This is a genomic window from Micromonospora sp. NPDC049559 (assembly GCF_040676675.1).
In the GTDB taxonomy this organism is placed as follows: domain Bacteria; phylum Actinomycetota; class Actinomycetes; order Mycobacteriales; family Micromonosporaceae; genus JBFAPK01.
In genome coordinates, this window is record NZ_JBFAPK010000002.1 from 602,374 (window position 1) to 626,037 (window position 23,664).

Genomic DNA, 23,664 nt, shown 5'->3' on the forward strand with positions numbered 1-23,664 from the left:
ATACTCGCAGGCCGCGTAGCCTGAACCGACTTTTCGAGCCCCACAGGCCCGCCCGCCCTGCGTTCGCCGCCTTGTCGCCACTGCCGGGGCGTGGTGTAGTTCGGTTGTGGACGACATCGAGACGCCGGCCATGCAGAACATCCGTCGGTGGCTAAAGGGAGAAATCGTCAACCGCACTACTGGAATCCGGATGTTGGGTGGGCCTCGTCACGGCCGATTCAAAATCGTAGAGTTGGGCGCGGATGGCCAGCCCCCGCCAGGGCTACGGACGGGTGCCTTCAACGGCGATACGTGGTCCGTCTACATCCTGTCGGCCACGGGCGGTGAAGGTGCCGAGCATCCGTGGACGTACCGGTTCGCGGGTACCGAGCCACGACTCCGCGACACGAGCCGCACCGGCGGCGACTGCCTCGGCTCTGACCCGGTCATGCCGTTCCGCAGCAATCAGCCCTAGCCGCAGATCAGTCCCACAGCACGGGTCGGCGCCTACCTGAAGACGCTTTCTGGTCCCCCACTGGTCCCCAGACTCGTTCCGCCTACCTGGCCGCCAGCCGCCTTGCTGAAGACATGAGAAAGGCCACTGAGCAGGGGAAATATCCCTGTCAGTGGCCTTTCTGATGGCTGTCGGGACGGCCGGATTCGAACCGACGACCCCTTGACCCCCAGTCAAGTGCGCTACCAAACTGCGCCACGTCCCGTTGTCGCCCGTGTGGTTCCCGGTGCGACAGCCGGTACAGCGTAGCGCAGACCGATCTCGCGGCGCACACAGGCCCTCCCCCGTGCCGCGGCGGGCCGTTCGTGTCGTGTCGCCCCATACACCCTCTACAGCGTCCTAGGAGGATAGGTGATTGCGGAGGCGGGGGGATGGCGACGAGATGGCATAGGGATGGCGTGGAGAAGGGCCGCACCGGCAGCCCGGTGCGGCCCTTCTCGGGGTGTCTCAGTCAGCCGTGGGCCTTGCCCCGACCGCCCGGACCGACCTTCTTGCGGGGGCGCACCGAAACCTCGATCGGGCTGCCCTCGAAGCCGAACTCCTCGCGCAGCTTGCGCTCGACGAAGCGCTGGTAGCCGGCGTCGAGCGGGCCGGTGGTGAAAAGGACGAAGCGCGGCGGCGCGACGCCCGCCTGGGTGGCGAAGAGGATGCGGGGCGCCCGTCCCCCGCGTACGGGGTGCGGGGTGGCCTGCACCAACGCGGTGAGCCACTGGTTGAGCTGGCCCGTCGGGATGCGGGTCTCCCAGCCCTCCAGCGCGGTACGCAGCGCCGGGGCCAGCCGGTCCACCGCCCGGCCGGTCTTCGCCGAGACGTTCACCTTGATCGCCCACGGCACCCGCCGCAGTTCGCGCTCGATCTCCTTGTTCAGGTAGTAGCGCCGGTCGGCGTCGACCAGGTCCCACTTGTTGAAGGCGATCACCAGCGCCCGCCCGGCCTCGATGACCATCGAGAGGATCCGCTGGTCCTGCTCGCTGATCGGCTCGCTGGAGTCGAGCAGCACGATCGCGACCTCGGCCGCCTCGATCGCGCCCGCGGTGCGCAGGCTCGCGTAGTACTCCGTACCGCTGGCCTTGCCGACCCGCTTGCGCAGGCCCGCGGTGTCGACCAGGCGCCAGACCTCGCCGCCGAGTTCCACCAGGCTGTCGACCGGGTCCACGGTGGTGCCGGCGACCGAGTCGACCACGGCCCGGTCCTCCCGGGCGAGCCGGTTGAGCAGGCTCGACTTGCCCACGTTGGGGCGGCCGACCAGCGCCACCCGGCGCGGTCCGCGCGGCCCCGGCTCGGCCGCCGCCGGCGCCTCGGGCAGGGCGTCGAGGATGGCGTCCAGCAGGTCGCCGGAGCCCCGTCCGTGCAGCGCGGAGACCGGGTACGGCTCGCCGAGCCCGAGGGACCAGAGCGAGGTGGCCTCGATCTCGACCGCCGAGTTGTCCGCCTTGTTCGCCACCAGCAGCACCGGTTTCGCGCTGCGGCGCAGCATCCGTACCGCCGCCTCGTCGACGTCGGTGGCGCCGACGGTCGCGTCGACGACGAAGAGCACCACGTCGGCCGTGGCGACGGCCGCCTCCGCCTGGGCGGCGATGGCGGCGGCCCGGTCCCGCGCGTCGGGCTCCCAGCCGCCGGTGTCCACGACGGTGAACTGCCGCCCGGACCACTGCGCGTCGTACGGGATCCGGTCGCGGGTCACCCCGGGCACGTCCTCGACGACCGCCTGCCGGCGACCGATTATGCGGTTGACCAGTGTGGACTTGCCGACGTTGGGCCGGCCCACGACGGCCACCACCGGCACCGGGCCGGTCTGCTCCGACTCCAGGTCCGGCTCGTCGAGCTGCACCCAGCCGTCGTCGCTCAGCGCCTCCCGCTCACTCACGCGACCACCCGCTCGTCGAGCATGCCGCGCAGCCGGGCGACGACCTCGTCGATGCCCAGTTCGGTGGTGTCCAGTACGACCGCGTCGGGCGCCTGCTGCAACGGCGAGGTGGCCCGGGTCGAGTCGAGCCGGTCCCGGCGCGCCAGGTCGGCCGCGGTCATCGCGACGTCGGCGGCCTGCTCGGCGCTGCGCCGCTGGGCGCGCGCGTCGGCCGACGCGGTCAGGAAGACCTTCAGGTCGGCGTCCGGTGCCACGACCGTGCCGATGTCGCGCCCCTCGACGACGATCCGTCCCGCGGCGGCGATGCTCTCCCGCTGCATCTCCAGCATCAGCCGTCGTACCTCGGGCACGGCCGAGACGGCGGAGACGGCCGCGGTCACCTCCGGTCCGCGGATCTCCTGGTCCACCCGGGTACCGTCGACCGCCACCCGCGACGTCTCCGGATCCACGCCGACCTCCAGGTCGATCTCCCGCGCCACCTTGACGACCGCCTCGATGTCGGTGGGGTCGACCCCGGCGCGCAGCACCGCCCAGGTGATCGCCCGGTACATCGCGCCGGTGTCCAGGTACCGGGCGCCGAGCAGGCCCGCCAGCCGTCGGGAGACGGTGGACTTGCCGGAACCGGACGGGCCGTCCACGGCCACCACACATCGCCCGGCCCGCACCATATCCGCCACCGCTCCTCCTCCAACAAACAGCTCTGTTGCGCATACCCGCATCGCGCCGGGTGACCGGGGTACCGGTACACCCGAGGCCGGGGAGTCCCCGGCCGGGTTGCCGTTGTCTATTCTGCCCCTCGGGCCGGATCGGCCTGCGCCGGGTGAGGATCAGTGCTCCACCGGCCGCGAGCGGTACGCGGCCCGGGGCCGGCGGGCGGGCGCCGGGGCGGTCACTCCTCGACGGCCTTGAAGAGCGCGGCGACCTCGGCGTTGGTGAGCCGGCGGGTGCGGCCGGGGCGCAGGTCGCCGAGGCGGATCGGGCCGATGGCGGTACGCACCAGCCGGGAGACGGGGTGCCCGACCTCGTCGAGCAGCCGCCGCACGATGTGCTTGCGCCCTTCGTGCAGGGTCAGCTCGATCTGGGCGGTACGTCCGAAGGTGTCCACCAGCCGGAACGAGTCGACCTTCGCGGGCCCGTCCTCCAGCTCCACCCCGGCGAGCAGTCGCCGGCCGACGGCGCGCGGCAGCGGTCCGGCGACCTCGCAGAGGTACGTCTTCGGCACGCCGTACGACGGGTGCATCAGCCGGTGCGCCAGGGTGCCGTCGTTGGTGAGCAGGAGCAGCCCCTCGCTGTCCGCGTCGAGCCGCCCGACGTGGTAGACCCGCTCCTCCACCCGGTCCAGGAAGTCGGCGAGCGCCGCCCGTCCCTTCTCGTCGGCCATGGTCGAGACCACGCCGCGCGGCTTGTTCATGGCCAGGTACACCAACCGGGTGTTGGTCACCAGCCGCTCGCCGTCGACGTAGATCACGGCGACGTTCGGGTCGACCTTGTCGCCGAGCTGCGCGACCCGCCCGTCGACGGTCACCCGCCGACGGAAGATCAGGTCCTCACAGGCCCGTCGGGAACCGACGCCGGCGGCGGCCAGCACCTTCTGGAGGCGCTCGGTGCGGGCGTCGCTCTCGGCGGCGGCGTCGCCGGGTACCGTGGCGGGGGCGCTGCGGTCACTGCGGGGCATCTGTCAACTCTTCCACGTTGTCGGGCAGGAACGGCGCCAGCGGCGGGAGTTCCTCGAGCCGGTCGAGCCCGAGCTTCTCCAGGAACAGGGTGGTCGTCCGGTAGAGGAAGGCACCGCTGTCCGGTTCGGTGCCGCACTCCTCGATCAGGTTACGGGAGAGCAGGGTACGGACCACACCGTCGCAGTTCACGCCCCGGATGGCCGAGATCCGCCCGCGGGTGACCGGCTGTTTGTAGGCGATCACGGCCAGCGTCTCCAGCGCCGCCTGGGTGAGCCGTACCGACTGCCCGTCGAGGATGAACCGCTCCACGTAGCCGGCGTACTCCGGGCGCGTGTAGAGCCGCCAGCCGCCGGCCGCCCGGCGCAGGTCGAACCCGTGTCCGGCGGCCGTGTAGTCGGCGGAGAGCTGCCGCAGGGCCGCCGCCACCCGCTCGGTCGGCTGTTCGAGGATCTGGGCCAGCACGATCTCCGCCACCGGCTCGTCGACGACCAGCAGGATCGCCTCCAGAGCGCCCCGCAGTTCGTCGTCGTCGAGCAGCGCGAGCGCGTCGCCCCGGCCGCGTACGGGCGCGGCCGGTTCGGCCGCTCCCGGCCCTGGGTCGGCGGGCTCTGGCCCGGCCGGCTCGGCCTCTCCCTGCTCTGGCTCGGCGTCGAGCCGCCCCGGCGTGGCTTCGACCGCCTCTGCCATGCCGTCGAGCGGTCCCGGATCGACGTCGGCGGTCGCTGTCGCCGGCTCCCACTCCGGCTCCGGTGTCGCGACGGATCCCGTAACCGCCCCGGCCGGGCCGGGCGGGCTGGGCGCCTCGTCCGGAGCCCCGGACGCCCGCTCGACGGGCTCGACGGGCTCGACGGGCTCGACGGGCGAGTCGGCCCGCTCGACCGGCGGCTCGGCCGACTCGACGGACGGCTCAACCGGTTCGACGGATGCCTCCGGGTCGGCCGGCTCGGCGGGACGCTCGCGCGCCCACGGCGGTACCCAGGCCGCCGCCTGCTCGGCAAGGGAATCCCGCTGCTCGTCGCTGGTCACCTCGGCTGCTCCTCCGTCGTCGTACCGGCCGGCTCGGCGGCGGGCGGTTCCGGATCGTCCGGCTCCGCCGGCTCGGCGGTCGCCGCCTCCGACTGGGCGTCCGGCAGTGCCGATCCGTCCCGCGATGCCCGGTCGTCCGGCGGCTCGTCGCCGGACGACCCGTGGCCTGACGCCCGATCGTCCGACGACCCGTCGCCCGGCGACCCGTCGCGCGGGGCCGTCCCCTCGGCCGGGGCCGGGGAGCCGGCGTACTCGTCGATCTCGAGTTCGGCGCCGCCGTCGGCCGGCCCGGTCCAGCGTACGGTCAGCTCGCCCAGCGCCTGTTCCTGCGCGAAGCCGACCAGCCCCTCCCGGTAGAGCTCCAGCAGGGCGAGGAAGCGGGCCACCACCTCCAGGGTCGACTCGCAGTCGGCGCAGAGAACGCTGAAGGTGGCGGTGCCGATGCGGCGCAGCCGGTCGCGCAGGATCGCGGCGTGCTCCCGGACGCTCACCCGCACCTGGTGCACGTGGGCGATGGAGACCACCGGCGGCTGCTTGGGCGTCATCGCCTTGATGGCGAGCTTGAGCAGCCGCTCCGGTCCGATGCCGAGCACGAGGTCGGGCAGGGCCTCGGCGTACCGCGGCTCCAGCGTGACCGCGCGCGGGTAGCGCCGCGACCCGACCGACTCGAGCGCGGCGATGTGGGCCGCCGCCTCCTTGAACGCCTTGTACTGCAGCAGCCGGGCGAAGAGCAGGTCCCGCGCCTCCAGCAGCGCCAGGTCCTCCTCGTCCTCGACCTCGGCCGCCGGTAGGAGCCGCGCCGCCTTGAGGTCGAGCAGCGTGGCGGCGATCACGAGGAATTCGCTGGCCTCGTCGAGGTCCCAGTCGTCCCCCATCGCGCGGATGTAGGCGATGAACTCGTCGGTGACCTGGTGCAGGGCGACCTCGGTCACGTCGAGCTTGTGCTTGCCGATGAGCTGCAGGAGCAGGTCGAACGGGCCGGTGAAGTTCTCCAACCGAACGGTGAACCCGCTGCCCTGCTCGTCGTCGCCGGCCGCCGTCGTCTCGCCCGACACGCCCTTGGCCTCGGCCGGATCGGCGCCGGCCTCGGGCGCCGCCGCCGCGCCAGGCGGCGCGGTCCCGGCCGGATCGGTACCGGTCTCGCGTGCCGAGACCTCGCCGCCCGATTCGTCCCCGGGCGCGGCGGGCCGGGGCGCGACCGGCGGTACGGCCGGGGGCTCGTCGGCGCGCTGCTGCGGCTCGGTGGGCGGTGCGGTCACCCGACGACCGTAGTCGACGGGCTGCGGGGGTTGCTGCACCCGGGCTACCGCTCGGCCTGTGCCGCGATCACCTCACGGGCCAACTGGCGGTAGTTGCGCGCTCCGGAGGAGGCCGGGTCGAGGGTGGTGATGGGCGCGCCCGCGACCGTAGACTCCGGGAACTTCACGGTCTTGGTGATGACCGTCTGGTAGACCTTGTCGCCGAACGCCTCCACCACCCGCTGGAGCACCTGCCGGCAGTGGGTGGTCCGGCTGTCGTACATGGTGGCGAGGATGCCCTCGAGCTCCAGGTCGAAGTTGAGCCGCTCGCGTACCTTGTCGATCGTGTCGAGCAGCAGCGCGACGCCGCGCAGGCTGAAGAACTCGCACTCCAGCGGGATCAGCACCCCGTGGGCGACGGTCAACGCGTTGATCGCGAGCAGGCCCAGCGAGGGCTGGCAGTCGATCAGGATGTAGTCGTAGTCCTTGCGGACCGAGCGCAGCACGCGGGCCAGCGCCATCTCGCGGGCGACCTCGTTGACCAGCTGGATCTCGGCGGCCGAGAGGTCGATGTTGGCGGGCAGCAGGTGCAGCCCCGCCACGTCCGTCTTGATCAGCACGTCCTCGGGAGTCACGTCGTCCTGCATCAGCAGGTTGTAGACGGACAGGTCGAGGTTGTGCGGGTTGACCCCGAGGCCGACCGAGAGCGCACCCTGCGGGTCGAAGTCGACCAGCAGCACCCGGCGGCCGTACTCGGCCAGGGCGGCGCCCAGGTTGATGGTCGTCGTGGTCTTGCCGACGCCACCCTTCTGGTTGGCCATCGCGATGATCCGGGCCGGCCCGTGCTGGTCGGTCGGCATCGGTTCGGGGATCGGCTTGCGGACGGTGTAGGCGGCGGGGTCCGAGGGACCCAGCTCGGCCCCGACGTCCAGCCCCGCCTGTTGCTCACGGAGCGTCGTCGTCCATGCCTCAGCGCGGTCACCGTTGCCAGCCATGTCCTGTACGCCCCCCTTCCGACGGCTACTCGGCGTCGGAGCCTACCGGCGTCCTGCGCGGCGCCGCTGCGAACCTCGAAGCGTCCCGCGAGGCCGCGCCGGTCCCGACTGTACGCCACGTCCCGCTGCCCCTGCGGGCACCGTCTCGGCGTGTCGACGTGGCCGCGCGGGGCCACCCGCGCCGCCGGTGGTGCGAGCGCCTGCCGGCGCGGCGGTACGCGGAAGCATAGGCGGGGCGCCGGTCAGCCCCGGGCCCGGGGATGCGACGTGGCGTAGATCTCCCGCAGCCTTTCCACGGTCACCAGCGTGTAGACCTGGGTCGTGGTGACCGAGGCATGTCCGAGCAGTTCCTGCACCACCCGTACGTCGGCGCCGCCGTCGAGCAGGTGCGTGGCGTACGAGTGGCGCAGCGTGTGCGGCGAGACCGCCCGGTCGCCGTCGACGGGCAGGCCGGCCCGCTCGGCCGCCCGGCGCAGGATGCTCCAGGCGCTCTGCCGGGACAGCGGGCCGCCCCGGGCGTTGAGGAAGACCACCGGCGTACCCCGGCCGGCGGCGGCCAGCACGGGTCGGGCGCGGACCAGGTAGGCGCGCAGCGCCGCGAGGGCGTACCCGCCGATCGGCACGGCCCGGGTCCGCCCGCCCTTGCCGTGCAGCAGCGCGGTCCCCTCCTCGACGTCCAGGTCGTCGACGGCCGCGCCGACCGCCTCGGAGATGCGCGCGCCGGTGCCGTACAGGAATTCCAGCAGCGCCCGGTCCCGCAGCGCCAGCGGGGCGGCCGGCCCGGTGGCCTCGACCGGACCGGCGGTCTCCAGCAGGCGGACCACCTCGGTGACGTCCAGGGCGCGGGGCAGCCGGCGTGCCGGCGCCGGCGGGCGGACGTCGCGGCTGGCGTCGTGGGCGACCAGCCCCTCGCGCAGCGCGAACCGGTGCAACCCGCGTACCGCGCTGGCGGCCCGGGCGGCCGAGGCGGCCGACAGCGGCGGATGCCGCTCGTCGCCCTCCCGCAGCCGCGCCACGTGGGCGCTGATGTCCGTCGCGGCCACGGCCGCCAGCTCCTCGACGCCGGCCGCGGCGAGCGTGCGCAGGTACCGGTCCAGGTCCCGGCGGTACGAGGAGAGGGTGTTCGCCGAGAGCCCCCGCTCCACGGTCAGGTGGTCGAGGTACCCGCGCACGGCGCGCGCCAGCGCCGGGGCCGGTACGGGACCGTCCCCGGCGTCGTCCGACACGGGACCCTTCCCAACGGGACCAGCGGCGTCGGAACCCTCCCCGGCGGGACCGGCCTCGGCGGGGCCGGCAGTGGCGGCGTCCACGGTCAGCTGAGGGCTTCCTCCAGCGGAATGCTGGACATCCCGTGCGCCTCGGCGACCGGGCCGTAGGTGACCTGCCCGTCGTGGGTGTTGAGGCCCAGCGCCAGCGCGGGGTCCCGGCGCAGCGCCTCGCGCCAGCCGTGGTTGGCCAGTTCGAGCGCGTACGGCAGGGTGACGTTGGTCAGCGCGTAGGTGCTGGTGTGCGGGACCGCCCCGGGCATGTTCGCCACGCAGTAGAAGAGCGACCGGTGCACCTGGTAGACCGGGTCGGCGTGGGTGGTCGGGCGGGAGTCCTCGAAGCAGCCGCCCTGGTCGATCGAGATGTCGACCAGCACGCTGCCGGGCTTCATCCGGGAGACCAGCTCGTTCGAGATCAGCGTGGGGGCCTTGGCGCCCGGTACCAGCACCGCCCCGATCACCAGGTCGGCGTCGAGGACCGCGCGCTCGATCTCGTACGTGTTGGAGGCCACCGTCTGCAGGTGCCCGCGGTAGATCGCGTCGGCCTGGCGCAGCCGGTTGATGTTCTTGTCCAGCAGCAGCACCTCGGCCTGCAGGCCCAGGGCGATGGCGGCGGCGTTCATGCCGGAGACGCCGGCGCCGATCACGACGGTCTTGGCCGCGTAGACACCGGAGACGCCGCCCATCAGCACGCCGCGGCCGCCGCCGGAGCGCATCAGGTGGTACGCGCCGACCTGCGGCGCCAGCCGCCCGGCCACCTCGGACATCGGCGCGAGCAGCGGCAGCGCCCGGTCGGGCGTCTCCACCGTCTCGTACGCGATCCCGGTGATCTTGCGGTTGAGCAGCGCCTCGGTGCACTCCCGCGAGGCGGCCAGGTGCAGGTACGTGAAGAGCACCTGCCCGGGTCGCATCCGGTGGTACTCCTCGGCGATCGGCTCCTTCACCTTCAGCACCAGCTCGGCGGTGTCCCACACCTCGTCGGCGCTCTCCAGGATCTTCGCCCCGGCGGCGGCGAACTCGGCGTCCGTGATCGCCGAACCGGCGCCCGCGCCGGACTCGACGTACACCTGGTGGCCGCCGCGGATGAACTCGTGCACGCCCGCGGGCGTGATCGCCACGCGGTACTCGTGGTTCTTCACCTCGCGTGGGATTCCGACCTTCACGTCCAGACACCTCTCTCCGGGGCTACCGCTCCCGGCTGCTCGGCGGACCGGGGCCCCGTTGCCGCCGGCCGTTCGCCGTCCCGCGGCCGCAGTCTAGGACCGACCGGGCGCCGGGACAGCCAGCAGGGTGACAGCCAGTGACGGCCGACGCTGACGGTGTGTCAATCCGCGCAGGTCCACCGGGAACAGGATCACCTACTGACCGTTAGGACACTTTCCCCGCATCGGTGTCCCAAATCCTGGGCGCGTCGCCGGACTCCGTCTGACCGGATCGCTATGGTGGCGCGTCATGACCACTCCTCAATATCCTGGTGCCGCCGGCGTCTCCGACAAGAGCAAGGTCGTCGCCGGCATCCTCGGTATCGTGCTCGGCAGCTTCGGCGCCGGCCGTTTTTACATCGGTGACACCAAGACAGGTGTGCTCCAGCTCGTCGTGTCGCTCGTGACCTGCGGTCTCGGCGGCATCTGGGGCTTCATCGACGGCATCCTGCTCCTCGTCCGGGGCGGCGTGGACGGCCAGGGTCGGCCCCTGCGCGACTGAGTACGCGCCCGCCCGGCAGCGGGTGGGCGCGATCCGTGACCGACAGGTCCATGACCGACAGCGCGCCTACCACGGGACCGGGCAGGCGCCATCCGAGAAGACGGGCCCGGCGGTGCGTCACCGCCGGGCCCGTACCGTCTCTCCCCGCCGCTCAGCGGGGCGCGTCCGCGTCCACGCCGAACGGACGCGAGGTCGCGCCGATCAGATCGGCCGGACGCGAGCGGCGTCCGCGCCGGTCACCCGGGCCGGGGCGCGTCGCTCGGGCGCAGCCCGGCCCAGCCCTGGTCGCGGGCCCGCGCCGCCGCGAGCACGCCGGCGACGCAGGGGCCGTTGGTGATCTCCCCGGCCAGCGCCATCGAGACGGCCCGGTCGAGGTCGAACCACGCCACCTCCAGGTCGGCCTCCTCGTCCCGCCGCTCGTGCCGATGTTCCGGTGGCACCTCGCCGAGCTCGCGGGCCAGGAACAGCCGGATCCGCTCGTTGGTCCAGCCGGGCGAGGTGTGCATGTCGACGAGCACCTCCAGCCGGCCCGCGACGAGGTCGACCTCCTCGGCCAGCTCGCGCAGCGCGGTGGCCGCGAGATCCTCGCCGGCCACGTCGACCAGCCCCGCCGGCAGCTCCCAGATCGCCCGGCCGAGCGGGTGGCGGTACTGCCGGATCAGCACGATCCGGTCGCGCTCGTCGACCGCGGCCACCCCCACCGCGCCGATGTGCTCGACGACGTCCCGGGCGGCGGTCCCGCCGCCCGGCATGGTCACCTCGTGGGTGACGACCGAGAAGACCCGGCCGCGGTAGCGCTCGGCCCGCGACACGGTCCGGTAGACGTGCCGCGCCGCCCCGCCGCGCCCGTCCGTCGTGCTCTGCCCGCCGGTCCCGTCGTGCCGGTCCGCCGCGCCGCTCACGAGGGCGAATTCGCCGGCGTCGGGCGGCCCGCGCCGCTGCGGGCGACGTCGCCGGAGCCGCCGTCGGCGGGCCGGTCCGGGTCGGCCCCCGCCGGGGTACCGGCCGGCGTACCGGGGCCCGCCTGGTCCCGTACCGTCGCCGCGGCGCCGAGCCCGACCGGCAGCTGGTCCGCCGCCGAGTACGCCACCACCGCGCCGACGAAGGCCGCGAAGAGCGGGTGCGGGCGGGTGGGGCGGCTCTTCAGCTCCGGGTGGGCCTGGGTGGCCACGAAGAACGGGTGCAGTTCCCGGTCCAGCTCGACGAACTCGACCAGCCGCCCGTCCGGCGAGGTACCGGAGATGCGCAGACCCGCCTTGGCCAGCGCGTCGCGGTACGCGTTGTTCACCTCGTACCGGTGCCGGTGCCGCTCGCTGACCTCCAGCTCGCCGTACGCCTCGGCGACCAGCGACCCCTCGGCCAGCCGGGCCGGGTAGGCGCCCAGCCGCATCGTGCCGCCCATGTCGCCCTTGCCCGCGACGATCTCCTCCTGGTCGGCCATGGTGGCGATGACCGGGTGGCTGGCGGCCTCGTCGAACTCCAGCGAGTTGGCCCCGTCGAGGTGGGCCAGGTGACGGGCCACCTCGATGGTCATGCACTGCAGGCCGAGGCAGAGCCCGAGGATCGGGATGCCGTTCTCCCGGGCGTACCGGGAGGCGCCGATCTTGCCCTCGATCCCGCGTACGCCGAACCCGCCGGGGATCACGATGCCGTCCACGCCGGCGAGCGCGGCGGCCGCCCCGGCCGGGGTGGTGCACTCGTCGCTGGGCACCCAGTGCAGCTCGACCCGGGCCCGGTGGCCGAAGCCGGCGGCGCGGATCGCCTCGCTCACCGACAGGTACGCGTCGGGCAGGTCGACGTACTTGCCGACGAGCGCGACCCGGACGGTGTGGTGCGGGTGGTGTACCCGGTCGAGCAGGTCGTCCCAGCTGGCCCAGTCCACGTCCCGGAAGGAGAGCCCGAGCCGGCGCACCACGTACGCGTCGAGCCCCTCGCGGTGCAGCACCTTCGGGATGTCGTAGATGCTCGGCGCGTCCGGGGCGGCGATGACCGCCTCGGCGTCGACGTCGCAGTAGAGCGACAGCTTGTGCTTGAGCTTGTCCGGGATCTCCCGGTCGGACCGGCACACGATCGCGTCCGGCTGGATGCCGATGTTGCGCAGCGCCGCCACCGAGTGCTGGGTCGGCTTGGTCTTCAGCTCCCCGGAGGGGGCCAGGTACGGCACCAGCGAGACGTGCAGGTAGAAACAGTTGTCCCGACCGATGTCGTGGCGTACCTGCCGGATCGCCTCCAGGAACGGCAGCGACTCGATGTCGCCGACCGTGCCGCCCACCTCGGTGATCACCACGTCCGGCGGGCCGGCGGCGGGGTCGGCCGGGTCGATCTCACCCATCGCCCGGATCCGCGCCTTGATCTCGTTGGTGATGTGCGGGATCACCTGCACCGTGTCGCCCAGGTACTCGCCGCGCCGCTCCTTGGCGATGACATCCGAGTAGATCTGGCCGGTGGTGACGTTGGCCTTGCCCGACAGGGCGCGGTCGAGGAAGCGCTCGTAGTGCCCCACGTCCAGGTCGGTCTCGGCGCCGTCGTCGGTGACGAATACCTCGCCGTGCTGGAACGGGTTCATCGTGCCCGGATCGACGTTGAGGTACGGATCCAGCTTCTGCATCACCACCCGCAGGCCACGCGCGGTCAGCAGGTTCCCGAGGCTGGAGGCGGTCAGGCCCTTACCGAGCGAGGAGGCCACGCCCCCGGTGACGAAGATGTGCTTGGTCGTCCGTGCTGTAAGGGCCAACGCCTGCTCCCGTGGTCGTCCGTTGCGGTCGTGTAGACCGGTTGCCGATCAGAAAAGTGATCACGCGATCCACGGGATTCCACGGTAACACCTCGGCCGGGGCGCCCACCGGCCGCACCTGCTGGCCACGGACCTGAGGCGGCGTGCTACGGGGCCGTGACCTCGGCGGACGCGGGCGGCGCGGAGAGCGGGACCGGCGGCGCGTCCGGGGTGTCGCGCGGCGCGGCGGGCGTCTCGGACCCCTCGTCCGGGGCGTCGCGCGGCGCGGGCGCGGCGGTGGGGAACCCCTCGACCGGCAGCGGGCGGGTGCGGTCGGTGGAGTGGTCCAGCACCCGCAGCGAGGCCAGCGCGGCGATCGGGACGGCCAGCGCCGCCGCCGCGCCGGCCACGTTCAGCGCGGAGCCGCCGAGCAGACCGCCGAGCAGGGACGCCACGGCGATGCCGGCCATCGCGGCCCGGATCGCGGGATAGATCCCGAAGAGCCGCTTCAGCCCGCCCCAGGGCTGGAGCAGGGCGAACCAGACCAGCACCGCCCCGACCAGCGCCAGTACCGTCAGCGGGCTGCCCGCCAGCGCCTGGAGGTTCGACGCGGCCGAACGGTGGATCATGGGTCCGCTCGTACCGTCGCCGAGGGCGCTGAGGAAGCGGCCCAGGCTCCCCTGCTCGCCGGCCGGACGGCGCAGGTCCAGCAGGGCGAAGCAGACGGTCACGGTCAGGCCCGCGATGGTGGCCCAGGAGAACCGCCCGAAGGTCAGCCAGCCGCCCGTGCTGATCGCGGCCGCCACGCTGACCCCGGCGGTCAGCGCGATCGCCCCGACCGCGTCGGCGCCGAAGTACGGGCTGCCCACGACGATCACCGCGAGCCCGCCGACCAGCACCATCACGGCCGGCCGCCAGCTGCGCCGGACCCGCTGCGCCAGCCAGCCCGCCAGCAGCAGCGAGCCCGCCACGAAGACGCCGAGGCCGACGATGCCGAGGCCCGCGTACCGGCCGCCCTCCAGCGCCGAGTAGCCGGCCACCCCGTTGAGCTGCAGCCGCGCACCGGTCACCACGTCGGCCGCCACCACCAGCGCCGCCAGCCCGGAGACCAGGCCCAGCGGGGCCAGCGTGCCGCCGTACCCGCGGGCCAGCCGCACGCCGACGGTCGCGACCGCGAGCAGCAGCAGCGCCACCCCGGCGAAGTAGAGCCCGGGGTGGTCGCCGCGCCACCACGGTACGGCGTCGGCGACCAGCGCCGCCGGGATGGCCAGGGCGGCGGCGATGAGCAGCACCTCCACCACCTCGACGACGCGGCGCGGCACCGGCGTCGGCCCGACCGGGCCGGCGTGGCGGCGGGCCCGGCGCAGCAGCGGCACCACGGCCACCGCCAGCAGGAGTTCGACGACGGCGAGCAGGGTGAAGAACCAGCCGGCGATGCGCCGCTGGGCGCCGGCCTCGCGGTCCGCGTCGGCCGGCTCGTCCACCGCGGTCGGCAGGTCCGCGGGCCGGCCCGGCACCGCCGAGGCGGCCTTGCCGATGAAGAGCCGGCGCTCGGGTTCCGGCCGGCCGAGCGCCGCCAGCGCGGTCGGGGCCAGGTCGACGAGCTGGAGGTAACCGTCGCGGCCGGTGCTGGCCGAGGTGAGCCAGCCGCCCTCCCAGCCCGGCCCGTCGGCGACCGCCACGTGCAGCCGGGAGGTCTGGTCGGTGTCGGAGAGGCCGGCGACCAGCACCAGCGAACGCTGCGGCCGGGCCGCCAGCACCCGGGCCAGCCCGGCGTCGGCGCGGCGGGCGGCGGCGGCGCGCCGGGCCGGGTCCTCCCCGGAGATCGTGCCGAGGTCGACGATGCTGAGTACGCACGAGGAGAGCAGCGCCGCCGGATCCGCCGGCAGCGTCGGCTCGTACCGGTCGACCCGGCCGAACGGGCGGGCGGCGGCCACGGCCGCGCCCGGACCGACCGCGACGGTGCAGCGCACCGACTCGGCCAGCGCGCCGGGAACCGCGCCCCAGGGCAGCTTCTCCTTGTTGTACCGCACCGCGGACTGCTGGTCGGGCAGGTTGGCGCCGTAGTCGTCGGGCTCCTCGACCGGTACGTTGCGCCGCGGGCAGCCGCCGGAGATCCGCTCGCCGTCCCAGGCCGCGTAGTTGCCGGCGCCCAGGGTCAGCCAGCCGTCGACCGGGCAGGTGGGCTGGCGCGCCGAGCGCACCGAGAGGGAGCCGATCGAGCCCTCCTCGGCCATCCGCCACAGCGTCGGGGTGGTCTTCGGGTCGACATCCTCCCAGCGCAGCCCCGCCACCCCGACGATCACCACGTAGTCGGCGGTACGGGGCGGGGCACCGGTGGCCGGGCGGACCACCAGCGCGGCCACGCCGACCGCGACCACGAGCGCGGTCAGCAGGAGGGGCACGAGCCGACGCAGCATCAGCCGCGCCCCGCCGAGGACCCGCTCCCCCGCCCCGGTGCCGGCGGCGTCGGGCCCGGCGCGCCCGCGGGGTCGGTCCGCCGCGCCGCCGCCGGGGTGTTCGGCGGCATGGCCCACGGTGGGGGCGCCAGCTCGGTGTAGAGGGCGGTAACCGCCGCGAGCGTGTCCGCCTCGGTGGGCCAGGTCGCGGCCTGGGCGCGGGCCCGAACGGCGAGGTCGGCGCGGCGCCCGTCGTCGTCGAGCAGTTCGCGTACCGCCCGGTCGACCGCGTCGACGTCGTCGGGCGGCACCAGCACCGCCGCGTCGCCGACCAGGTCGGGCAGGCCGCCGACGGCGGTCGCCACCAGCGGTACGCCGGCCCGCAGCGCCTCCTGGGCGAAGAGCTGGCGGGCCTCCCAGTCGCTGGTGACCACGGCGAGGTCGGCGGCGGCGAGCAGGTCGGCCACGTCGGTGCGGTGGCCGAGCAGGGTGACCGGGGCACGGGCCGCCGAGACCCGGGCGGCCAGTTGCAGGTAGCTCGGCCCGCTGCCGGCGATCAGCACGGCGGGCGCCGGGCGCCGGTCGCGCCACCGGGCGGCGGCGTCGACCAGCACGTCGTACCGCTTCTGCGGGTGCAGCCGGCCGACGGAGAGGACCAGCGGCTGCTGCGGCGCGACGCCGAACTCGGCGCGTACCGCCGCCCGGCCGCGGCGCGGCGGGGGCAGTTCCGGCGCGGCCACGGCCCCGGGGCGGGCGTCCGCGGCGCCGGCCCGCGCAGCCCGCTCAACCAGGTCGGCGGAGGCGCCGAGGGCCACCCGGGCGCGGCGCGCGACGACCCGCTCGGCCAGCCGGGAGACCCGGCCGCGCACCCCGGTGGCGAGGACCGCGTTGTGCCAGGTGACCACGAGCGGCTGCCGGGGCCGGGCCAGCGCCGCGACCAGGCCGGCCCGCAGCCCGTGGGCGTGCACCAGGTCCACCGGTCCGGCGAACACCCGGCGCGCGGCGAGTACGGCCCGCCCGTCGGCCGGGGTGGGGCTGGCCGGGATCTCGACCGGTACGAAGCGCGCCCCGGCGCCGGTGAAGTCGAACTGCTCCTCGGTGGCCGCCGGTCCGCAGACGGTGACCGTCGCGCCGCCCGCCGCCAGCCCGCGCGCGAGCGAGGCGACGTGCTGCCCGACGCCACCGGTGCTGGAGGCGAGCATCAGCACGACGTGGCCGTGCCAGCCCGCCGCAGCGGACTCGAACGCGTTCACCGCGCCAGCCTCCCGTTCGCGACCGCGGAGCCCCGTGTCCTGCCTATCATCGCCGCTCCGCCCGGGTTACGGCGGGGTCGGGGCGGCCCCGGCCCGCCAGCCGCCGCACCCGGGTCCGGACCCCGGCGACCAGGGGTCGTACGTCGTGCGGGTCCAACGGGTAGGCCACCGCGACAAAGACCGCGGCCACGGCGACTCCGGACAGCATGCCCTGCACCAGCGTGCCGGCCCGCGTCGGGGTGCCCGGCCAGACCCCGGCCAGGCCCGCGCTGACGGCCATCCCGACGGCGGCGGCCACGGCACCGGCGAGCACCCCGACCAGGCCGGTACGGCTCAGCCCGGCGAGCGCGGGCCGCCCGGCGCGGCGGGCCACGACCGCCAGCAGCAGCGCGCCGAGCACCAGCATGCCGAGCGAGTTGGCGAGGGTGACGGCGAGCACCCGGTCGGCGACCGGGAAGGCGGCGGCGAGCGGTACCGCGGCGACCGGCACGACCAGCCAGCCGGCGGCGGTGGCGGCCCCGGCGACCCGGGTGTCGGCGCGGGCGTAGAGCGCCCGGGAGAGGACCGCGAACAGCCCGTAGCCGAGCAGGCCCGGGGCGAAGCCGGCGATGCCGGCGGCGACCGGGTCCGGGTCGGTCACGCCGGGCAGGAAGGCCGCCACGGGTCCGGCGGTGGCGACCAGGGCCGCCGCGCCGAGGCAGCTCAGCAGCAGCACGCCCCGTACGGTCGGCGCGAGCGTGGCGCGGTAGCCGTCCCGGTCGCCGGTGGCGTGCGCGGCGGCGAGCGCCGGATAGGCGGCGACCGCCAGCGGCACCGCGAGCACCGCCCAGGGCAGCAGGTAGACCGTCTGGGCGAAGTTGAAAACGATCACGCTGCCGGCCGGACCGCCGTCCGCCTGGTTCAGCAGCAGCACCAGCGCGACCTGCTGGCCGACGACGGTGGCCGCGCCGGCACCGGCGAGCCTGCCGATCAGGCTCCTCGCCTCGCCGGTGAAGGCGAAGCCGGGGCGGGGGCGCAGCCCCAGCCGGCGCAGCGGGATCAGCAGCGACAGCGTCAGCACCACCACCCCGAGCGTGGTGCCGCCGGCCAGGATGAACTGGCCGGCGAGGCTGACCCGGGCCAGGTCGACGCGCAGCCCGTCGACCGCGGCGAAGGTGAGGTAGACCCCGATCACGGTCACGCTGGAGAGCAGCGGCGCGATCACCGGCCAGGCGAACCGCCGGTGGGCCTGGAGCACCCCGGTCAGCACGATGCCGACCCCGTACAGCGGCAGCTGCGGTGCGAAGATCCGCAGCATCCGGCTGCCCGCGGCGAGCTGCGCGGCGGTGGGATCGTGGGCGATCAGGGACATGATCGGCCCGGCGAGCAGGGCGACGGCCGCCGCGAGCGGTACCAGCAGCGCCAGCGTCCAGCTCAGCAGCGCGCCGGTGGTCGCCGAGACCGCCTCCCGGTCGCCGGCCGCCACGGCGCCGGCCAGTAGCGGCACCACGAGACTGGCCAGCGCCCCGCCGGCGACGATCTCGAAGACGACGTTGGGAACGGTGTTGGCGAGCAGGTACAGGTCGCCGAGGTCGTTGCGGTCCCCCATCACCCAGAGGAAGACGGCGGTACGGCCGAAGCCCGCGAGCCGGCTGGCCACGGTGAGTACGGCGATGAGCGCGGCGGCTCCGGCGAGCCGCCCGGCGCCGGCGAGGGGTGCCGCGGTCTTCACGACGCGCTGGTCGCCGTCCCCGCGGGCCCGCCCGGACGCCGGCCCAGCTCGTCCAGCTCGCGCAGGACCGGCGTCTTCTGGATCACCTGGGTGAAGCTGACCTTCTCGCTGGCGGCGGTGAGCGCGGCGAGCCCGGCGAGGATGCCGGCGCGCCCCACCGGCCCGGTACGGGCGGCGAGCGCCACGCCGAGCACCGCGCCGAGCGCGTTGGCGCCGCTGTCGCCGAGCATCGCCCGTTCGCCGAGGTCGGCGGGGAGCAGCGCGGCGGCGGCGCCGACCGGGCCGGCGGCGAGCCCGCCGGAGCGGCCGGCGGACAGCGGCGCGCCGAGCAGCAGCCCGGCCTTGAGCGCCCGCCCGGGGCGCAGGTCGAGCAGGTTCACCAGGTTCGCGGTGCCCGCGACGACGCCGGCGCCGAGCAGTACGTCCACCGCGCGCCCCGATCCGCGACCGCGCCGGCCCCGGCGGGCCCGTACGTCCGGGTCGGCGGCGAGCAGCGTGGCCGCGACCAGACCGGCCGCGCCCACTCCGGCGATCTTGACGAGTCCGCTGGTGACCCGGCCCTCGCGCAGCGCGGCCAGGTGTCCGGCGAAGCCCTTGGCGGACTTCTGCTCCGGGCGGGCGCCGACGACGTCATCGTAGAGGCCGACGGCGCCGGAGCCGATCCCGGCGACCAGGGCGGCGCCGGCCGCGGCCACGCTCGGCGCGCCGAGGGCGGCGGCCGTGGCGGCCCCGACCGCGAGCGCCGGCCCGGCGGCGAGGGTGACGTTGCGGCCCCGGAAGTTGGTCCGCTCCAGCTCCGCCGCGCGCGGCGAGGCCGTGACGGCCCGCAGGGCGGCCCGCGCCGCCAGCGCCCCGGCGCCGGCCACCAGCAACCGTCCGGCCAGACCTGCCCGCTTCATGCCACCGCCCGTCTCGCTGCGCCCACCGGCAGCCTTGCTCGCGCCCGCCGGGCCGCTCCGCTTCGTCGGCGCCACCGCCTGAGCTTCCGGCACCGTCGGTCTCCGTCCGGCCCCCGAGCCTACTGACTGCGCGCCGCCGCGGCTGTCCCCGCCCCGGCGGCCGGCGGCTACTCGGGGCGCTTCGGCATCAGCGAGGCACCCGCGCCGACCCCGTACGGGCCGGCCTTCTTGAGCGTGACCTGCTCGACCGTGGCCATCGCCGTGACCAGCTGGCCCATGGTGGTGTTGGAGTTGTCGACCGTCGAGATGGTCTGCGCGAGGGTCGGGTCGGCACGGACCTGGGCGACCAGGTTCCCGCCGGTCGAGCCGATCCCCGCCACCACCACGGCGGCGTTCTTGTCGAACTGCACCACCAGCTTGACCACGGACTCGTCCTTCTCCGAGGAGTTGCGGTCGACGTAGGGCTGGCCGCTGACCACCACCACCGCCTCCGCCGGGCCGCTGATCTTGTTGTCGGCGACCGTGAGGTACCCGTCGCTGCCGTACGCGCGCAGCACGGCCGTGCGATCCTGGTCGGTCACCGGCGCCACCGCCGGGCGGTCGACCAGGGCGCTGGCCAGCAGGGCGCTGGAGGTCTCCACGCCGTCGCTGTTGCCGGGCAGCCCGCTGGTCGGCACGCTCGGCTGCGCGGCCCGTACCGCCAGCTCCAGCAGGTTGTCGTTGTTCTCCGGCGAGACGAACTTGTCCTGTACGTCGATCCGGCCGGTGATCGTGGCGCCGGTCGTTCGCAGCATCTCGGCGACCCCGTCGGCCTGGTCGCGCCCGCTCGGCAGGACCAACATCAGCACCCGGTGGTTGGTCAGCGTGTCGGCCAGCAGTCGGGGAGCGGCCTCGGCGGCGAAGTCCTCCTCGCGCTTGGCCTCGGCCTCCAGGTTGTTGACCGTCTCCCGGAGTTGGTCGTTGCTCTTGCTCATGGCGGTGACCCGGTCGGCCAGGCTGTCCACCGCCGGGCCGTTGAGGGCCGCCGTACCGACGACCAGCCCGATCGCCAGGGCGAGAAAGACCGCGGTGAGCGACACCACGTGGTACCGGAAATTGATCACACCTAGCGCCTCTTGGTCGGTCGGGGTCTAGAAGAGCTGCCCGAGCTGGAAGACGAGATTGTCCCACCACTCGGAGACCACCCCGAGGTAGGCCTTTCCGATCGTGGAGACCGCGATGGCCGACGCCATGGCCGCCACCGCCGACAGGACGAGCAGCAGCAGGGACGAGCCGGAGATGCTCTGCCGGTAGAGCCGGCTCACCCCCTTGGCGTCCACCAGCTTCCCACCGACCTTCAGCCGGGTGAGGAACGTCGAGGCCATGCCGCCGCGCCCCTTGTCCAGGAACTCCACCAGGGTCGCGTGCGTACCGACCGCGACCAGCAGGGACGCGCCCTTGCCGTCGGCGAGCAGCATCGCCAGGTCCTCGCTGGTCGCCGCCGCCGGGAAGGTCAGGGCCGGCACCCCGAGCTGCTGGACCCGCTCCAGCCCGGGCGCCCGACCGTCCGGGTACGCGTGCACGATCACCTCGGCACCGCAGCGCAGCACGTCGTCGGTGACCGAGTCCATGTCACCGATGATCATGTCCGGCGTGTAGCCCGCCTCGACCAGCGCGTCGGCGCCCCCGTCCACGCCGATCAGCACCGGCTTGAACTCCTGGATGTACGGGCGCAGCACGTCCAGGTCGGCCTTGTAGTCGTAGCCCCGGACCACGATCAGGCAGTGCCGGCCCTGGATCTGCGTCTCGATCTCCGGTACGCCGACGCCGTCGAGCAGCAGGTCCCGCTCCTGTTTGAGGTACTCCATGGTGTTCGCGGCGAACGCCTCCAGCTGCACCGACAGCCCCTCGCGGGCGTCGGCCATCGACTTGGCCACGCTCTCCGGGTCCTGCAGGCTGCCGTGCGCCACGGGCTCGTCCCCGAGCAGCACCGTGTTTCCGTCTATCCGGATGATGTCGCCCTCGTGGATCTGCTGGAAGATGCTCTCACCGAGGTCGTCCAGCAGCGGGATGCCGGCGTTGACCAGCACCTCGGGGCCGAGGTTCGGGTACCGGCCGGATACGGACGGCTTGGCGTTGAGCACCGCGGCCACACCGACCGCCACCAGCGAGTCGGCGGCGACCCGGTCCAGGTCGACGTGGTCGATCACGGCGATCTCGCCCGGGCGCAGCCGACCGACCAGACGCTTGGTCCGGCGGTCGAGGCGCGCGACGCCGACGACAGTGCCCGGTTCGGCGCTCCGGGTCCGGCGCAACATGGGTAGACGCATCGTCACCATCCTGGCATGCTGGGCAGCGTTTACCGTCACGACATGCCTTAGGCCGTGTCCTGCCACCCCAGGGAAGCACACCGCCCCACCCCGCAGGTGTGGCGCCCGTCACTATTGGGCCCCCGCCCTGTGGACGGGCCGGCAATCGCGCACCCGGTGTGCGGACGGGTGGGCGCCCGACAGGTCCGCCGGCGGCGGACGGTGCCCTCCCGGCGGTCAGCCCCGGCGCTCCCGGGCCGCCACCGCCAGCAGCTCCTCGGCATGGGCGATCCCCAGGTCGGAATCGGGCAGCCCGGCCAGCATCCGGGCGAGTTCCCGCGCCCGTTCGGTGTCCTCGACCACCCGTACGCCGCTCGTGGTCACCGCGCCGCCGGTGTCCTTGGCCACCACCAGGTGCCGGTCGGCGAAGGCCGCGACCTGCGGCAGGTGGGTGACCACCAGCACCTGGTGGGTACGGGCCAGCCGGGCGAGCCGCCGGCCGATCTCCACCGCCGCCTGGCCGCCGACACCGGCGTCGACCTCGTCGAAGACCAGCGTGGGCGGGCCGCCCGAGCCGGCGAAGACCACCTCGATGGCGAGCATCACCCGGGAGAGCTCGCCGCCCGAGGCGCCCCGTTGCAGGGGCAGCGCCGGCGCGCCCGGGTGGGCCAGCAGCCGCAGCTCCACCTCGTCGGCCCCGTCCGGGCCGACGCCCACCTCGACCCCGCCGACCGTGAGGGTCGGCTCGGCCCGGCCCGCCGGGCGCGGCAGCACCGCCACCTCGATCCGCGCGTGCGGCATGGCCAGCCCGGCCAGCTCGACGCTGACCTGCTCGGCGAAGCGGGTCGCGGCCTCGCGCCGGGCCGCCGAGAGCCGGCCGGCCAGCTCCGCCACCTCCCCGGCCAGCCGCTGCCGCTCCCGGTCCAGCTCGTCGAGCAGCTCGTCGGAGGTGTCCAACTCGGACAGCCGGGTGCGGGCCCGCTCCGCCCAGGCGATCACCCCGTCGACGTCGTCGGCGTACTTGCGGGTCAGCCCGCGCAGCGCGGCCCGGCGCTCGTAGACCGTCTGCAGCCGGGCCGGGTCGGCGTCCAGGCTCGCCAGGTACGCCGACAGCTCGGCGGCCACGTCGGTGACCAGGGTGGCCGCCTCCTCCAGGCGGGCGGCCAGGTCGCCGAGGACCCGGTCCACCCCGGCCTGCGCCTCCAGCGTCCGCCGGGCGGTACCGAGCAGCGAGGCGGCGTCGGGGGTCTCGTCGGCCGCCTCGGCGCCGCCCGCCACGCACTGCTGCGCGGTCTGCGCCGCGACCCGCAGCCCCTCGGCGTGCTCCAGCCGCTGCGCCTCGGCCTTCAGCTCGTCGTCCTCGCCGGGCTGCGGGTCGACCCGGGTGATCTCGTCGAGGCCCAACCGCAGCAGGTCGGCCTCCTGGTTGCGCTCCCGGGCGTTGCGGCGCCGGTCGGCCAGGTCGTCGGAGACCCGCCGCCACTGCGAGTACGCCTCGCGCAGGCTCTCCAGCAGCTTCTCGTGCTCCGGCCCGCCGAACCGGTCCAGCGCCGCCCGCTGCTCCGCGGGGCGCAGCAGCCGCAGCTGGTCGGACTGGCCGTGCACGGCCAGCACCTGGTCGCCGATCTCGCTCAACATGGCGACCGGCATGCTCCGGCCGCCCACGTGCGCCCGGGACCGACCCTCCACCGTCACCGTCCGGCTGAGCAGCACGGCGCCGTCGTCGTCGGTCTCACCGCCGGCGTCGGCGATCCGGGTGTGCACCGCGGTCGCCGTCGGCTCGGTCAGCCGCAGCCGGCCCTCCACCACCGCCCGGCCCGGGTCCGCGCGGACCCGGCCCGCGTCGGCCCGGCCGCCGAAGAGCAGCCCCAGGCCGGTCACGACCATCGTCTTGCCCGCGCCGGTCTCGCCCGTGATGACGTTCATGCCGCCGGTCAGCGGCAACGTCGTGTCCTCGATGACGCCCAGCCCGGTGATGCGCAGCTCTTCCAGCACAGCCACCGACAGTAGTAGTGGGGCCCGACACTTGACCACCCGGCGGGGGCACCCGATCCGGCAACCCACCCGGCCGCGAGCGCCGCCGGGACCCGGCAGCGCGCCGACGGCGGGCGGCGGAAGGCCGGCGGTGCGTCGGCGG

16 protein-coding genes, 1 tRNA gene and 3 pseudogenes are annotated in these 23,664 nt (G+C 74.5%); 2 read left to right on the forward strand and 18 right to left on the reverse strand.

The window, feature by feature from the left end; all coding sequences use genetic code 11:
* Positions 1-106: 106 nt before the first annotated feature.
* A complete protein-coding gene (locus AB0J86_RS05535) occupies positions 107-454 on the forward strand; it encodes a hypothetical protein (protein ID WP_363852966.1) in 348 nt (115 codons plus the stop codon).
* A gap of 170 nt (positions 455-624) precedes the next feature.
* On the opposite strand, the gene AB0J86_RS05540 is transcribed toward AB0J86_RS05535, so the two are convergent.
* From AB0J86_RS05540 to ald, 9 genes are all read right to left on the reverse strand, one after another.
* Positions 625-698 (reverse strand) — tRNA-Pro (locus AB0J86_RS05540).
* A gap of 246 nt (positions 699-944) precedes the next feature.
* On the reverse strand, positions 945-2,342 hold the full coding sequence (gene der / locus AB0J86_RS05545; RefSeq protein WP_363853043.1) for a ribosome biogenesis GTPase Der: 1,398 nt from the start codon (positions 2,340-2,342) through the stop codon (positions 945-947).
* Between the two features lie 14 nt (positions 2,343-2,356).
* On the reverse strand, positions 2,357-3,037 hold the full coding sequence (gene cmk, locus AB0J86_RS05550; RefSeq protein ID WP_363852969.1) for a (d)CMP kinase: 681 nt from the start codon (positions 3,035-3,037) through the stop codon (positions 2,357-2,359).
* Between the two features lie 212 nt (positions 3,038-3,249).
* The gene (locus AB0J86_RS05555; protein WP_363852972.1) at positions 3,250-4,035 is read right to left on the reverse strand and encodes a pseudouridine synthase; all 786 of its coding nucleotides are present in this window, start codon (positions 4,033-4,035) and stop codon (positions 3,250-3,252) included.
* Positions 4,022-5,062: an SMC-Scp complex subunit ScpB gene (gene scpB / locus AB0J86_RS05560; RefSeq protein ID WP_363852974.1), complete on the reverse strand. Its 1,041-nt coding sequence runs from the start codon at positions 5,060-5,062 to the stop codon at positions 4,022-4,024. Before scpB ends, AB0J86_RS05555 begins: the two co-directional genes overlap by 14 nt.
* A complete protein-coding gene (locus tag AB0J86_RS05565; RefSeq protein WP_363853046.1) occupies positions 5,059-6,117 on the reverse strand; it encodes a ScpA family protein in 1,059 nt (352 codons plus the stop codon). The genes scpB and AB0J86_RS05565 overlap by 4 nt, the downstream gene beginning before the upstream one ends.
* A 248-nt stretch (positions 6,118-6,365) precedes the next feature.
* Positions 6,366-7,295, reverse strand: a complete 930-nt coding sequence (locus AB0J86_RS05570) for a ParA family protein (RefSeq protein WP_363852977.1) — start codon at positions 7,293-7,295, stop codon at positions 6,366-6,368.
* A 242-nt stretch (positions 7,296-7,537) separates the two neighbouring features.
* The gene (locus AB0J86_RS05575; RefSeq protein WP_363852980.1) at positions 7,538-8,521 is read right to left on the reverse strand and encodes a site-specific tyrosine recombinase XerD; all 984 of its coding nucleotides are present in this window, start codon (positions 8,519-8,521) and stop codon (positions 7,538-7,540) included.
* A gap of 86 nt (positions 8,522-8,607) precedes the next feature.
* On the reverse strand, positions 8,608-9,723 hold the full coding sequence (gene ald / locus AB0J86_RS05580) for an alanine dehydrogenase (protein WP_363852983.1): 1,116 nt from the start codon (positions 9,721-9,723) through the stop codon (positions 8,608-8,610).
* 289 nt (positions 9,724-10,012) lie between these two features.
* On the opposite strand from ald, the gene AB0J86_RS05585 reads away from it, so the two are divergent.
* Positions 10,013-10,264 (forward strand): TM2 domain-containing protein, encoded by a 252-nt coding sequence (locus AB0J86_RS05585; RefSeq protein WP_363852986.1) that lies wholly within the window; start codon positions 10,013-10,015, stop codon positions 10,262-10,264.
* A gap of 236 nt (positions 10,265-10,500) precedes the next feature.
* Here the strand turns inward: AB0J86_RS05585 and AB0J86_RS05590 are convergent, their stop codons facing one another.
* The 9 genes and pseudogenes from AB0J86_RS05590 to recN all read right to left on the reverse strand — a co-directional run bounded on the left by AB0J86_RS05590 (position 10,501) and on the right by recN (position 23,522).
* Entirely contained in the window at positions 10,501-11,076 is a 576-nt protein-coding gene (locus AB0J86_RS05590) for an NUDIX hydrolase (RefSeq protein ID WP_363853049.1), read from the reverse strand.
* Positions 11,077-11,300: 224 nt separating this feature from the next.
* Positions 11,301-12,998: pseudogene (locus AB0J86_RS05595) on the reverse strand (CTP synthase); the annotation flags it as partial.
* 290 nt (positions 12,999-13,288) lie between these two features.
* Positions 13,289-15,397 (reverse strand): annotated as a pseudogene (locus AB0J86_RS05600) (hypothetical protein); the annotation flags it as partial.
* A 122-nt stretch (positions 15,398-15,519) separates the two neighbouring features.
* Positions 15,520-16,578 (reverse strand): annotated as a pseudogene (locus AB0J86_RS05605) (glycosyltransferase family 4 protein); the annotation flags it as partial.
* Positions 16,579-16,675: 97 nt separating this feature from the next.
* On the reverse strand, positions 16,676-18,340 hold the full coding sequence (locus AB0J86_RS05610; protein WP_363852989.1) for a lipid II flippase MurJ: 1,665 nt from the start codon (positions 18,338-18,340) through the stop codon (positions 16,676-16,678).
* Complete coding sequence (locus AB0J86_RS05615; protein WP_363853052.1) at positions 18,337-19,239, reverse strand: hypothetical protein; 903 nt, start codon at positions 19,237-19,239, stop codon at positions 18,337-18,339. The genes AB0J86_RS05610 and AB0J86_RS05615 overlap by 4 nt, the downstream gene beginning before the upstream one ends.
* A 167-nt stretch (positions 19,240-19,406) precedes the next feature.
* A complete protein-coding gene (locus AB0J86_RS05620) occupies positions 19,407-20,342 on the reverse strand; it encodes a copper transporter (protein ID WP_363852992.1) in 936 nt (311 codons plus the stop codon).
* 27 nt (positions 20,343-20,369) lie between these two features.
* Positions 20,370-21,548, reverse strand: coding sequence for a putative cytokinetic ring protein SteA (gene steA, locus AB0J86_RS05625; RefSeq protein WP_363852995.1), 1,179 nt, complete (start codon positions 21,546-21,548; stop codon positions 20,370-20,372).
* A gap of 216 nt (positions 21,549-21,764) precedes the next feature.
* Positions 21,765-23,522, reverse strand: a complete 1,758-nt coding sequence (recN, locus tag AB0J86_RS05630) for a DNA repair protein RecN (RefSeq protein ID WP_363853055.1) — start codon at positions 23,520-23,522, stop codon at positions 21,765-21,767.
* Positions 23,523-23,664 lie beyond the last annotated feature (142 nt).